Raw genomic sequence first — 12,879 nt, 5'->3', positions numbered from 1 at the left:
TATAAGGTGCTTTCCGTAATGCAATGTCGTGTTTGTGACTCTAATAATCTAGAAATTGCGGTTGACTTAGGCTCGCAGCCTTGGTGTAATCACTTTCTAAAGCCAGAGGAAATTGGTAAAGAACCTTTCTATCCCCTGCGAGTTTTATATTGTCACAACTGCGGTACAGTCCAGCTAGATTACACCGTGAAAAAAGAAATCATGTTTGGTGATCACACCTATTTATCAGGTGTGACTCGCTCCTTAAGTGAACATTTTAGGAATGTAGCCGAGGAAGTTGATAGCCGCTTTTTTCAGAATACCCAAAACAAATCTGTGCTTGATATTGGTTCTAATGATGGGACTCAACTTAAGCATTTTAAAGCACTAGGTTATGATGTTTTGGGTGTAGAGTCTTCCAAAACTACGGCGAAGATAGCTAACGAAGCAGGAATTACAACTTTAAACGATTTTTTCAATCTGGATGTAGTTAAGCGACTAAACCGCAAATTTCATGTAATTAACGCGGCTGGAGTTTTCTTTCATCTCGAAGAACTACATTCTGTAACTGAAGGGATTCGGGAAGCTTTGCGGGAGGATGGGGTTTTTGTTGTGCAGTTCCTCTACATGAAACGAATTGTAGAGAATTTAGCATTTGATCAGATTTACCACGAACATTTACTCTACTACAATCTCAATACGATTGAGGTGCTGTTAAATAGACATGGATTATCCATGTTTGATGCGTATCTTTCACCTATTCACGGTGGTTCTATTATCGGATTTGTAACACATAAAGGCAAAAAAGAAGCAAGCGATCGCCTGCAAGCTCTCCGACAAGCCGAAGTAGATGAAAAGAGCAACGAACTCTCTACATATCTGGAGTTTGCTCAAAGAATCCAACAAATGAAAAATGAAAATTTGGCATATTTAGAAAAAGCTAAACAACAGGGTAAGAAAATCTTTGGTTTTGGCGCACCAGTCAAAGGAAATACCATGTTGAACTACTTTGGTGTTGGCACTAATTATATAGATTGTCTGGTAGAAAAAAATGAACTACGGCGTGGACTATATTCCCCAGGAATGCACATTCCATTGGTGATTGAAAAAGAACTTCAGGAACTACCAGATATTTATTACGTCTTAGCCTGGAACTTCAAAAAAGAAATTTTGTCTAATAACCAACACCTAATTGATCAAGGAGTTGAATTTTACTTTCCTGTCAATCCCAAGGATGCTTAACTATGAAAATCCTGGTTACTGGTGCTACAGGCTTTCTCGGTACAATACTTTGCTCACAATTGGAAACTCAAGGACATGAATTAGTTCGCTTGAATTCTAAAAACTGTGATCTGACTCAACAAGATTCATTGTGGAAATATAACCATGAAAGCTACGACTATATTTATCATTTAGCCGCTTGGACTCAAGCTGGTGACTTCTGTTTATACCATCCTGGTGAACAGTGGATTATTAACCAGCAAATAAATACAAATGTGCTGGCTTGGTGGCACAAATATCAACCGCAAGCAAAGCTAATTAGTATGGGGACTAGTTGTGCTTATGCTCCTGATTTAGAACTCATAGAAGAAAATTATTTGACAGGAATCCCCATAGATAGCCTATTTACCTATGCAATGACGAAGCGGATGCTTTACGCTGGTCAGCTAGCGTTGCATAAACAATATGGCTTGACATATCTTTGTCTAGTTCCCTCTACCCTGTATGGCCCAGGCTACCACACAGACGGGCGACAAATGCACTTTATCTTTGACTTAATTCGCAAAATTATTCGCGGTAAACTCTACGGGGAGTCGGTGATCCTCTGGGGAAATGGGTATCAATCACGCGAACTAGTTTTTGTAGACGATTTTGTCAAAGTTATGATTCAATTAGCAGTTAGCGTGGATAATCAACTCATCAATATTGGTGCAGGCGAGGAGTTCACCATTAGACACTTTGCTAAATTGATTTGCGAAAAAGTAGACTATGACTTCAATTTAATCCAATTTGATACAGAACGCTATGTTGGAGCTAAATCCAAGTGTCTAAGTGTCGGCAAACTGAAGCAATATGTTCCTGATTTAACTTTGACTTCCCTAGAAGTTGGGTTGAACAAAACAATTGAGTGGTTTGGAACGCAACAAGATAAACTCTTACCAAACAACAAGTGAGGAAGAAAGTTGGATTATTGGGTGCAGGATAAACTCAAAGGGTTAGAGGCTGCTTTCACAGTAGAGTATTGCCAAGCGATAGATAGAATAGTGAATCTGATTGTTGAAAGTTTTCAAAAAGGCAACACCTTGTTAATTTGTGGTAATGGTGGCTCTGCATCGGATGCTCAACATATCGCTGCGGAGTTTATTGGACGCTTCTTAATCAATCGTAAAGGATTACCTGCGATCGCACTCTCTACTAATCCCGCCACCCTCACAGCTTGGACAAACGACCACGAGTTTGAAACCATATTTTCTCGACAGGTGGAATCTTTGGGTAAACCAGGAGATATACTCTGGGGAATTTCTACATCTGGAAAATCCCAAAATGTGGTTAAAGCTTTAAAAACAGCTCAAAAAATGGGAATCGTCACTATTGGTATGGCAGGAAATAATGGCGGAGTCTTGCAGGAAATTACTGATTATCCCCTATTTGTGAGTGAACATCATACCCCTGTCGTCCAGGAAATTCATGTGATTACCTATCATCGGATTTGCGAGCAGGTAGAGTTGACAATGTTCGCAAATATGAGATAGTCTTCACTTCTCATCACTAACTAGTCTTTCCAGATTTCAATCAGTCACCAAATATAAAGTCCAATTTTTGCTATGACTAGTTTTAATCATTCTAAACATCAACAGCAACAAAATAAGGCTTTATTTTTGGATAGAGATGGTGTGTTAATCGAATACATTCCATATCTTAGCCATCCCCAGCAAGTGAAAATCCCTATTGGTAGTGGTGAAACTCTTAAGAAATGGCAAGATGCTGGATATAAGCTGATAGTAATTACTAACCAATCTGGTGTTGCCAGAGGTTATTTTACTATGAATGATGTTGAAGCAGTTCATCAAAAGATGATAGCAGAATATGAGCGTTTCAATATTAAATTTCAGGACATTTTTATCTGTCCTCATCATCCATCTGATCAATGCCAATGCCGTAAACCATCTCCAAAAATGATTCTGCAAGCGGCTGCTCAATATAACTTAAATCTCCAGCAATCTTTTTTTCTGGGTGACGCTATTAGCGATGTAGAATGCGCCTTAAATGCGGGCTGTCAGCCAATACTTTTACATACAGATAGGACTGAAATCATATCTCAATATATTTTAAAAAATCAATCTTATATTCATATTGTGCATGATGTAAGGGAGACAGTAAAACTCATCTTAGCAGGTGGAATAAATTAGACAGTATTTTATGAGTATAGATGATTTGGACAAACCAATTTTAGTATCTATTATTCCAAAACTTATCCGAGGAGGACATATAATTCCCTATCATATTGCTGTCGCTCAGGCAGCTAAGAGCATTGGTTGGAAACATATAGCTGCTGTACCATCTCATGAGAATGTAGTTGGTTTACCAGGTGAATGGTACACAGTCTTGAGTTCCATTGATATGGAACAGAAACTACATCCTATTATAAGAATAATAAGATTTGATGATATTTGGAAGCTAGCTACTACTATTGTAAGTTTTTTTAAAACTACAATTTTACCTTATACTAATAACCCAATAATTTTTATTGAAAATTTTATTCATACTCAACTTCTGTCCGTACTCATCGCATTATATATAATGCCTAAACAAGATAAAAGAAAAATAAATGTTTGGTTGCTTTATCGACAAGAAACGCATAATGCCAAGACTCGCTTGATTTATAAGTTAATAAATAAGCTGCTCAAACAAACTTTAACCAATGGTAACTTTCATCTGCTGACAGATAGTGAGATTTTGAGTCAATCTTTGGGAGATTATTTCCATGAGCGCATCACTGTTATGCCTATACCCCATACAGATTGGATACACAGCGATCATAATCTTACACAAAAAAGCAATGAAATAATTTGTTGGTGGCCAGGTGCGCCGCGTGCCGAAAAAGGTTGGAATATTATCAAATCTATAGTAAATACTGAAGCTGAATCTGCACAAAAAATATGTTTAATGGCATCAGAAAAATCAGAGTTACATCCAAAACAGCATGGCATAAAACTAAAATTATTAGTTGAATTTTTACCGAAGGAAGAATATTTGAAGCTATTAAATCAAAGTGATGTTATTCTTCTACCCTATGATTCTACCGCTTATGGTGAGCGCACATCTGGTATTTTTACTGAGTGTATTTTTGCAGGCAAGATACCTGTGGTCACAAAGGAAACTTGGATGGCAAAAGAGTTGGTTAAATATGAACTTGAAGAATTAGCTATTAATTGGAATCAACCTAACTTAGTTATAAATGAAATTATTAAAATATATGCTGCTGAGACAGTGCGTAAAAAACTCAAAAAAATGCAACAAGCATATCAAAAATTTCATAGCGTGGAATCTTACGCACAAAAAATCGCAAAAATATTTGATGATTCTCAATCAGTAAGTTAAAGTTCTTATTTAAAACTAATAACTAATAATTTTAAAATTATCATATTTTATGGAAATCAAAAATAACATCACTCAACCACAGATTATCATTAATTTATCTATTCTTTTGTCCCAACCAACAGGAATTAGCAATTACGCTTTTAGTATTTTTCCTTATTTAAAATCTTTACAACCTATATTATTAACAGCAAAAACATACCCTGATTTTAAATGTTATTCTATACCTGCAAATATGACCCCAGGAGATGGCAGAGCAGGTCATATCCGTCGTTTATTATGGACACAATATGAGTTACCAAAAATATATCACAATCTCAAATCCCAACTCATTTTTTCTCCACTTCCTGAAGCTCCTATTTCTGAAAAATGCAGATTTGTAGTGATGTCGCACGATTTGATACCTTTGCGTTTCCCAAGGTACTTATCACCACTGAGAATTTACCATCGCTACTATGTTCCCCAAGTCCTGGAAAAAGCACAACATATTATTTGTAATTCCCAAGCAACTGCTGAAGACCTAACTAACTATTATGGGATTTCAGCTAATAAAATTACACCAATTCCCTTAGCACACGATCGCAATCACTTCCGTTATCTCAATTTACCAACTAGCAACTACTTTCTCTACATTGGTAGACACGACTCCCACAAAAACTTACACCGTCTCATCGCCGCCTTTGCTGCGCTACCCAATAACGACTATGAGCTATGGTTAGCAGGCCCGACTGACAAGCGTTATACCCCGCTTCTAGAAACACAAATTGCAGAACTGGGGATAACTCATCGTGTCAAGTTCCTCAATTATGTACCTTATAGTGAACTACCTACCATTATTAATCAAGCGATCGCACTTGTTTTCCCCAGTCTATGGGAAGGCTTCGGTTTCCCAGTGTTAGAAGCAATGGCTTGCGGTACACCAGTCATCACTTCTAACTTGTCATCATTACCGGAAGTTGCTGGTGATGCAGCCATTTTAATTAATCCCTACAACACAGCAGAAATTACCGACGCAATGCAGATAGTAGCTAATGATATTAAATTGCGCTCTCGTCTTTCTCTTCAAGGTATCACTAGAGCCAGTCTATTTAGTTGGGAAAAAACCGGACTTGCTACAGTCGAAGTCTTATCACGTTATCTATAAATTGGCTGGTGATGAGTGCAGTAAAATTAAATATGTAGGTACTCAAATATTGCTCCATGAATACATCAATAGCTCTGCCTAGTGGCAAAATCTTAAATATCTCCCGTTTTGTGGCTCTGCTGCCACCAAGCAGCACGGATAATCAAATTTATCACTTAATTTTAGAGGGATATCCTAACCCGATTCATCTGGAATTATCGGATGTTGAGGTGCTGAGAAAGAACCTGGAATTGGAGAAAGATAACATAGCTAGCACTAATCAACTAGGATGGGATAGAGAAAAGCAGTTGCAAAAAAACCAACGAGCTATGGAACTTTTAGCAGAACAAATAGAACATTACAAAAATATATCTGATTCAGAAGCCATTGAGCGGAAGGAATTTTTTGAAAGATTTAAACAAACAGTTGATGCAGAAAGACCAGAGGGACAGAAGTTATATTCAGAATTATGATAGTTTTTATTGACTCCAGTGTGCTGGGTATTCTTGCCAACCCGAATAGAATTGGAGAAGCTAGTGATTGTCGAGAATGGCTTTACAAATTGCTGTCACGAAGTGCCTATGTTTGCTCTTCTCAAATCTGTGATTTTGAAGTCAGAAGAAGTATGCTTCTAGAGTCTCATCACAAACCACACCTGAATAGTATTCCCAATCTAGATAATTTACAAGAAATTATCTCTTTCCTACCAATTACCTCAGAATTATTGAAAAAAGCATCCAGCCTTTGGGCTGATGCTCGTAGTCAAGGTATCCCGACGGCAGATAACAAAAGTCTGGATATTGATATTATTCTTTGTAGTCACTGGCAAATGTTGAAAGAAGAATTTCCCGCTCGTTATGTTGTCATTGCCACTACCAATGTCAAACATTTAAGCAGATTTAGCGAAGCTAAAACCTGGAGAGATATTTCAATTAATTAAATTAACGTGATACCGTTTCTTGATAAAGATGCACTTTATTCTGCACTGTAGAGACGTTGCATGCAACGTCTCTACATCATTTATTTGGTGCAAATTCATAGAGAATTGGTATGAGTTCGACGAATTTAAAAAACCCCTCTCCATTGAGCGAAGCTCTTCTCGTAGAGTACCTCTCCCCTGCAAGGAGAGAGGCTTCACAATCTTCATTTTTCGTTTATATTTGAAGATATTTAAGCCCCTCTCCGAAGCGCAGAGAGGTTGGGGAGAGGTCATCGAACTCACACTAAATTATTCAAAAAACAGCGATGAAGATGAGTTTTTAACAAAATTAAAAACTGCCAAATTCTTCATCGCTAGATTTATGAATGTACCAAGATTTATCAACTAATTCAAAATCCAAAATGATTTTTTGAATTTTGAGTTTTGAATTGTTACGGTGTTCCTACTGCGCCAGAATAAACTATACCCCGTTGTAAATCCATTGTGAGAATCGCCCCATCACGAATCACTTGGGTAGCTTGCTTGACACCTACAATCACCGGTACACCTAAGCGTAAACCAATTACGGCGGCGTGGCTGGTCAAACTTTCGTCTTCTGTAATAATTCCGCCGGCTTTGCGAATCGCATCTACATATTCAGCACCGGTGTGGGAAGCAACTAAAATATCACCAGGGTTAAAGTTAGTCGCATCTAGTCCTGTGTGAGCTACTCTTGCACGACCACTGATTGAACCTTGTCCTAACCCAATACCTTGGCCTAGTATCGCTGTTACGACTTCAACTTTAATCAAATCCGTTGAACCGGAAACACCTTGGAGTGTACCAGCTGTCATCACCACTAAATCACCCTCAAACAGTAATTTATTTTCCTGAGCCACATTAATGGCGGCTTGGAAGGTTTGACCGGTGGAAGGTAATTCTAAAACTAGCAATGGCTTCACACCCCAAACCATCTGTAGCTGTCGCGCCACGTTAACGTGGGGTGTGACTGCCAAAATCGGTGTGTGAGGACGGAATTTCGAGACGTTGCGAGCTGTCGCCCCGGTTTGGGTTAAGGTCATAATTGCTGCTGCTCCCAACTGTTCAGCAATTTGCCCTACAGCTTGGCTAATAGCATTGGGAATCGAACGGCGGTTATCGCGCAGTTGTCGTAATTTGGCACTGTTATCTTCTTCCTGTTCAATGCGTTCGGCAATACGTGCCATTGTAGCTACTGCTTCCACAGGATAACTACCCACAGCCGTTTCATTAGACAGCATTACCGCGTCTGTACCGTCTAAAATGGCGTTAGCTACGTCTGAGACTTCCGCACGGGTGGGACGGGGGTTACTCACCATGCTGTCTAGCATTTGGGTAGCAGTGATGATGGGAATACCCAAACGGTTGGCTGTCGCAATTAGCCGTTTTTGCAGTACGGGGACATCTTCGGCTGGGAGTTCTACCCCTAAGTCACCTCTAGCTACCATTACGCCATCACATAAAGCTAGAACTGCTTCCATTTGTTCTATCGCTTCATGTTTTTCAATTTTGGCAACTACTGGTACTTGCTTCCCTGTGCTAGAAATCAGTTCTTTAATTTCGATGATGTCTTGGGGGTTGCGGACAAAGGACAATGCTACCCAGTCTACACCTTGATCTAGACCGAACATCAAATCCTCGCGGTCTTTGTCGGTCATGGCTTTAATGGAAAGGTAAACTCCAGGGAAGTTTACACCTTTGTTGTTAGATAACTTACCAGCAACCGTCACCCGACAATGCAAATCGCCTTTCTCGCGGTTGATATCCTCCACCACCATTTCTACACGGCCATCATCGAGGAGGATTTTTGCACCTACAGGGACTTCATCAGCCAAATAATCGTAGGTGACACAGCTAATTTCTTGAGTACCAACAACTGGGCGATTTGTCAATGTGAAGCGATCGCCTTTTGCTAAAACTATAGACCCGTTTTCAAACTTTCCTAAACGAATTTTTGGCCCTTGCAAGTCTTGGAGAATTGCCACTGGCTGATTTAGTTCAAAGGCGGTTTGCCGAATTAGGCGGATATTACGCTGATGGTCAGCATGAGAGCCGTGGGAGAAGTTAAGCCGCAGAGTGGTTGCACCGGCTTCAATAATTGCCTTCAGCATTTCCGGGCTGCTGGTGGCGGGGCCAATTGTCGCAACAATTTTGGTTCGGCGTACAGAATCTCTTAATTGCATAGGGGCTGATTCTAGGGAGCTATTTAGTGAGTCATAGTGAGTTGAGGAACTGCTATATCCGCGACTGAAATGTCTGAGAAATTGCAAAACTGTGGCACAGAGTAGTTATAGTACACCAATCTGTGTTCCATCCTCCCTCAACAAGAGATTTTTACATCAAGATTATCCGTTATGCGGATAGCACACCCTTATCAGCAAAGACTGATTGTCCTGTCTGGAATCATAGCGTTATTCATCTACCACTCGACAAAGATGTAGATAAATCTTGCTATATAAAACCTTATAAAAGTTTATTATTCACTAATCTTTGTCGTATATTCGTAATGATTCGATCAAAAAGGAGATAGTAATGCTCACATTGGAGGCACAGCAGCCATTAAAAGTCCCACCCAAGGAATTTTTAATGCCTCCTGGTGATTTTAATCCCACAGTGCTGTTATTTCTCGCTGCTGTGGCTATGTTGGTATTGTCTAATTTTGGTTATTGGTTATGGCAATGGCCTGATTGGCTGTGCTTTAGTATTAATACCTTAGCTTTACATTGTTCGGGGACGGTGATTCATGATGCTTGTCATCAATCTGCCCACCGCAACCGGATTATTAACGCTATGTTAGGTCATGGTAGTGCCTTGATCTTAGCTTTTGCCTTTCCTGTATTTACGCGAGTGCATTTACAGCATCACGGCCATGTTAACCATCCCAAAGACGATCCTGATCATTACGTCTCTACAGGCGGGCCACTTTGGTTGATTGCGGTACGGTTTTTGTATCACGAAGTATTTTTCTTTCAACGCCAACTATGGCGGAAATATGAGCTACTAGAGTGGTTTATTAGCCGCTTGATTGTAGTCAGTATTGTCTATATTGCCATACAGTACCACTTTTTAGGCTATATTCTCAATTTTTGGTTTATCCCGGCTTTTGTTGTGGGGATAGCACTGGGGTTATTTTTTGATTATCTGCCCCATCGTCCCTTTGTGGAACGCGATCGCTGGAAAAATGCCCGTGTCTATCCTGGTAAACTTCTGAATATCCTGATTCTCGGTCAAAATTATCATCTCATTCATCATTTGTGGCCGTCTATCCCCTGGTATAACTATCAGCCTGCTTATTATCTGATGAAGCCACTGTTAGATGAGAAAGGCTGTTATCAAACTTCAGGATTGTTGCAGAAAAAAGATTTCTGGGAATTTGTTTACGACATCTTTTTAGGAATTAGATTTCATCGCCACAAAGAATAGATTTCTTGCCATCAAAAAATTTCAGGTAGTACAAACTACTTTTTATACCAATAGATACTGCCTGAAAAAATTGAGGTATATATGCTTGACATATATGATCTTATCCGCAACATTCAAAAACGTCCTGCTATGTATTTAGGACGTGCTTCTGTCTCTAATCTCCGTACTTTTTTAGCTGGTTATTGTTTTGCCCGTCGCCAGATGAAAATCCCCCAAACTTCACAAGAAGAGCATTTTTCAAAATTTCAAGATTGGATTCAGCAAAAATTCAATCTAAGTTCTCATCAAACCTGGGATCAGATTATCCTATTTTTTTCTCAAGATGAAAATGCTGCGCTAGAGAAATTTTTCAACCTGTTTGAAGAGTTCATACAAACAGAACAACAAGTTGAAGTTCAACAAAACAAATCTAATATTACTCAAACAACACAAGCATCTGTGCAGTAAACGGAGAATGTAAGCTGATTCAATTCTATGTTTAATCCTGCCTATATCCAACTTCAAAAGGTTTTGCAAAGCCTGGTTGAGATTCCCACAGATGAAATCACAAAATTAACTCACCTCTTTCAACCACGAACTATCAAAACTGGAGATTTTCTGATTCGTGCGGGTGAAATTCCCGCTCAAATTGGATTTGTTGTTTCCGGTATATTTCGTCTCTATTATGTAAATTCAGCAGGTGGTGAGTTCACAAAATCATTTTGTCCAGAAAATCATTTTGTGACTGCTTACAGCGCGCTAATTTTAAAACAACCTGCCCAATTTTTTATTGAATCTTTAGAAGATTCATTATTACTAGTTGCAGATTATAGCCAGTACACTCAATTATGTACAGAAAATTCATGCTGGCAGATAATTAATTATAAATTAGTTGAGGCTTTATTCATCAAAAAAGAGAAACGCGAGGCGGAGTTACTTCTCGATGATGCAACCACACGATATCAAAAGTTTCTGAGAGAATATCCCAACTTAGAAACAAGAGTTAAGCAATATCACATTGCCTCTTATCTAGGAATTTCACCTGTGTCTCTCAGTCGCATTCGGAAAAATCTTCAGCTTAATTAACATAAGTTAATGACTTACCCATTGTTCCAGATTATATCTGAATAAGGTGTTCTAAAATGCGGGTTTAACTGGCAATGGTGAATAAAAAATTATATCCTAATAACTTGCACACAGGCTTGATTTCATTCTTAAATTCAGGCAGCAAACTATCAGTGCAGAAATCTCCAATGTCAACCCAAGGCAATATAGTTTTAATCACCGGTGGTTCATCAGGAATTGGCTTGGCATTGGCACGAAAATTTTTGCAAGCGCGAAATACAGTGATTATTACTGGACGTGATGCACAGAAGTTAGCTGATGTAAAACAAGTGTTTCCTGAAATCATTACTGAAGTGGCTGATTTAAAAGATTTAAATGCCTTACAAAAGCTAGTTAATCGCTATCCAAATGTGAATATTTTAATTAACAATGCAGGGATTCAATACAACTATGAATTTGTGAATCCAGAGATAACAACAGAGTTAATCGAAGCAGAATTACGAACTAATTTAATTGCGCCATTGCAATTGATTAAACTGATGTTGCCGCATCTGTTAAATAAGCCCGAAGCCGCAATTATTAATGTTTCCTCTGGCTTGGGATTAGTTCCTAAAGAAAGCGCGCCTGTCTACTGTGGTAGTAAAGCAGGGATACATATTGCTACTAAAGCTTTGCGGTGGCAATTGGAAACCACATCTATTAAAGTATTTGAAATTATCGCGCCTTTAGTAGATACACCGATGACTGAAGGGAGGGGTAAAGGGAAAATCTCACCTGATGCACTGGTGAATGAATTTTGGCATAATTTTACACGCGATCGCTATGAAATGCGAATCGGTAAAACTAAACTACTGTTCTTCCTCCAGCGATGGTTTCCCCAAGTAGCCGAGAACATTCTCCGCCCTGGAATTTAGCTCTAAACACACATCTTGCACCTCGGTTAAAAGCCGGGTTTCTTGCAAATCTCTCAGCTTAAAACCTTAATCTTTCGTTCAGAAACCCGGTTTTTTAGGACTTGTTGAGGTCTTGTAGGGTGCTTCAGACTGCTTAAATGCTGTCAATAAAGAGATGTTTGATATCTGACGCACCCTACTAATATGCCAGTTGCGTAAGTAATGATTACATCACCATCAGCTGTTAAGCAATCAGAACTGGGCTTTCTATCGGTTGATGATGGGGAATATCAAAGCGAATGGTGTTAGCTGCCCAGTTTTTTAAATCAGGTGCTAACCAAACTAGTTTATTGAGAATTTCATCGTTGAGCCACAAGACTACGGGAAAGTTAAAACTTTTACGAAACTCATCTCGCATCAGATTTGTGCTGGTGATGAGTTGATTAATTGCTTCCACAGATTCTAAACCTCTAATCATCAAAGCTTCTGGGTGAACAGTGCCTATTTGATTGATGATGGTTGTGTATAGTGTCTCGTCAGTGGGCTGGAGAGTAATTTCTTGGATTTTGAATGCTGAGGATTCAGTGAATAAATCGAGTATTTGCTGTTGTTTTTGAAGGGAATTACAGCTAGCTAAGATGAGCGAAAAATCACCAGCAGCAAGCATGATTGCCCTTTCTAGTCTTTTAGTGGCTGCTGCGGTTTCTGGCAGATGATTTTGCGAGTTACTTAGGCTTTTCATCACTGAATCTGGGATTTTAGGTGGAAATTCGTCAATATAACCGTGTAAACACCGCCTGCTAGTTTTTGGGGTTACGTATCCCTAACTAAACTAAATGGAAATTTTCTAATTAAAACTT

Annotated in this window: 14 protein-coding genes; 12 read left to right on the top strand and 2 right to left on the bottom strand. The window is 39.0% G+C overall.

Annotated elements, in window-relative coordinates; all coding sequences use genetic code 11:
• The first annotated feature begins 18 nt into the window (after window positions 1-18).
• The 8 genes from ACPZ3T_RS12940 to ACPZ3T_RS12905 all read left to right on the top strand — a co-directional run bounded on the left by ACPZ3T_RS12940 (window position 19) and on the right by ACPZ3T_RS12905 (window position 6,641).
• Window positions 19-1,221, top strand: coding sequence for a methyltransferase domain-containing protein (locus ACPZ3T_RS12940; RefSeq protein WP_490276765.1), 1,203 nt, complete (start codon window positions 19-21; stop codon window positions 1,219-1,221).
• 2 nt (window positions 1,222-1,223) lie between these two features.
• On the top strand, window positions 1,224-2,153 hold the full coding sequence (locus ACPZ3T_RS12935; protein ID WP_490276764.1) for an NAD-dependent epimerase/dehydratase family protein: 930 nt from the start codon (window positions 1,224-1,226) through the stop codon (window positions 2,151-2,153).
• Window positions 2,154-2,162: 9 nt separating this feature from the next.
• Window positions 2,163-2,732: a D-sedoheptulose 7-phosphate isomerase gene (gene gmhA / locus ACPZ3T_RS12930; protein WP_490276763.1), complete on the top strand. Its 570-nt coding sequence runs from the start codon at window positions 2,163-2,165 to the stop codon at window positions 2,730-2,732.
• 72 nt (window positions 2,733-2,804) lie between these two features.
• On the top strand, window positions 2,805-3,389 hold the full coding sequence (locus tag ACPZ3T_RS12925; protein WP_490276762.1) for a D-glycero-alpha-D-manno-heptose-1,7-bisphosphate 7-phosphatase: 585 nt from the start codon (window positions 2,805-2,807) through the stop codon (window positions 3,387-3,389).
• Between the two features lie 10 nt (window positions 3,390-3,399).
• Window positions 3,400-4,581, top strand: a complete 1,182-nt coding sequence (locus ACPZ3T_RS12920) for a hypothetical protein (protein WP_490276761.1) — start codon at window positions 3,400-3,402, stop codon at window positions 4,579-4,581.
• 49 nt (window positions 4,582-4,630) lie between these two features.
• The gene (locus ACPZ3T_RS12915; protein ID WP_490276760.1) at window positions 4,631-5,722 is read left to right on the top strand and encodes a glycosyltransferase family 4 protein; all 1,092 of its coding nucleotides are present in this window, start codon (window positions 4,631-4,633) and stop codon (window positions 5,720-5,722) included.
• A gap of 56 nt (window positions 5,723-5,778) precedes the next feature.
• A complete protein-coding gene (locus ACPZ3T_RS12910) occupies window positions 5,779-6,174 on the top strand; it encodes a hypothetical protein (protein ID WP_490276759.1) in 396 nt (131 codons plus the stop codon).
• Window positions 6,171-6,641 (top strand): type II toxin-antitoxin system VapC family toxin, encoded by a 471-nt coding sequence (locus ACPZ3T_RS12905; RefSeq protein WP_490276758.1) that lies wholly within the window; start codon window positions 6,171-6,173, stop codon window positions 6,639-6,641. Before ACPZ3T_RS12910 ends, ACPZ3T_RS12905 begins: the two co-directional genes overlap by 4 nt.
• A gap of 431 nt (window positions 6,642-7,072) precedes the next feature.
• On the opposite strand, the gene pyk is transcribed toward ACPZ3T_RS12905, so the two are convergent.
• Window positions 7,073-8,842: a pyruvate kinase gene (gene pyk, locus ACPZ3T_RS12900; RefSeq protein ID WP_490276757.1), complete on the bottom strand. Its 1,770-nt coding sequence runs from the start codon at window positions 8,840-8,842 to the stop codon at window positions 7,073-7,075.
• Window positions 8,843-9,191: 349 nt separating this feature from the next.
• Between pyk and crtR the strand changes: the two genes are divergently transcribed.
• The 4 genes from crtR to ACPZ3T_RS12880 all read left to right on the top strand — a co-directional run bounded on the left by crtR (window position 9,192) and on the right by ACPZ3T_RS12880 (window position 12,040).
• On the top strand, window positions 9,192-10,082 hold the full coding sequence (gene crtR, locus ACPZ3T_RS12895; protein ID WP_490276756.1) for a beta-carotene hydroxylase: 891 nt from the start codon (window positions 9,192-9,194) through the stop codon (window positions 10,080-10,082).
• 81 nt (window positions 10,083-10,163) lie between these two features.
• Window positions 10,164-10,529 carry a hypothetical protein gene (locus tag ACPZ3T_RS12890; RefSeq protein WP_490276755.1) on the top strand — a complete coding sequence of 122 codons (366 nt, stop codon included), beginning with the start codon at window positions 10,164-10,166 and terminating at the stop codon, window positions 10,527-10,529.
• Between the two features lie 27 nt (window positions 10,530-10,556).
• A complete protein-coding gene (locus ACPZ3T_RS12885) occupies window positions 10,557-11,147 on the top strand; it encodes a Crp/Fnr family transcriptional regulator (protein ID WP_490276754.1) in 591 nt (196 codons plus the stop codon).
• Between the two features lie 167 nt (window positions 11,148-11,314).
• Entirely contained in the window at window positions 11,315-12,040 is a 726-nt protein-coding gene (locus ACPZ3T_RS12880) for an SDR family oxidoreductase (RefSeq protein WP_490276753.1), read from the top strand.
• 223 nt (window positions 12,041-12,263) lie between these two features.
• Here ACPZ3T_RS12880 and ACPZ3T_RS12875 read toward each other — a convergent pair whose 3' ends face one another.
• Window positions 12,264-12,761 carry a hypothetical protein gene (locus tag ACPZ3T_RS12875; RefSeq protein ID WP_490276752.1) on the bottom strand — a complete coding sequence of 166 codons (498 nt, stop codon included), beginning with the start codon at window positions 12,759-12,761 and terminating at the stop codon, window positions 12,264-12,266.
• Window positions 12,762-12,879: the final 118 nt, after the last annotated feature.

It is taken from the genome of Aliinostoc maniaoense, from assembly GCF_058172895.1.
This window is presented reverse-complemented; position numbering and strand designations above follow the sequence as displayed.

Excerpts from the sequence above, each read along its gene's own strand:
- ACPZ3T_RS12880 (WP_490276753.1), top strand. The coding sequence starts at position 11,315 with ATGTCAACCCAAGGCAATATAGTTTTAATCACCGGTGGTTCATCAGGA.
- pyk (WP_490276757.1), bottom strand. The coding sequence starts at position 8,842 with ATGCAATTAAGAGATTCTGTACGCCGAACCAAAATTGTTGCGACAATT.
- ACPZ3T_RS12940 (WP_490276765.1), top strand. The coding sequence starts at position 19 with ATGCAATGTCGTGTTTGTGACTCTAATAATCTAGAAATTGCGGTTGAC.
- ACPZ3T_RS12910 (WP_490276759.1), top strand. The coding sequence starts at position 5,779 with ATGAATACATCAATAGCTCTGCCTAGTGGCAAAATCTTAAATATCTCC.
- crtR (WP_490276756.1), top strand. The coding sequence starts at position 9,192 with ATGCTCACATTGGAGGCACAGCAGCCATTAAAAGTCCCACCCAAGGAA.
- ACPZ3T_RS12875 (WP_490276752.1), bottom strand. The coding sequence starts at position 12,761 with ATGAAAAGCCTAAGTAACTCGCAAAATCATCTGCCAGAAACCGCAGCA.
- ACPZ3T_RS12890 (WP_490276755.1), top strand. The coding sequence starts at position 10,164 with ATGCTTGACATATATGATCTTATCCGCAACATTCAAAAACGTCCTGCT.
- ACPZ3T_RS12925 (WP_490276762.1), top strand. The coding sequence starts at position 2,805 with ATGACTAGTTTTAATCATTCTAAACATCAACAGCAACAAAATAAGGCT.
- ACPZ3T_RS12935 (WP_490276764.1), top strand. The coding sequence starts at position 1,224 with ATGAAAATCCTGGTTACTGGTGCTACAGGCTTTCTCGGTACAATACTT.
- ACPZ3T_RS12915 (WP_490276760.1), top strand. The coding sequence starts at position 4,631 with ATGGAAATCAAAAATAACATCACTCAACCACAGATTATCATTAATTTA.
- ACPZ3T_RS12920 (WP_490276761.1), top strand. The coding sequence starts at position 3,400 with ATGAGTATAGATGATTTGGACAAACCAATTTTAGTATCTATTATTCCA.
- ACPZ3T_RS12885 (WP_490276754.1), top strand. The coding sequence starts at position 10,557 with ATGTTTAATCCTGCCTATATCCAACTTCAAAAGGTTTTGCAAAGCCTG.
- ACPZ3T_RS12905 (WP_490276758.1), top strand. The coding sequence starts at position 6,171 with ATGATAGTTTTTATTGACTCCAGTGTGCTGGGTATTCTTGCCAACCCG.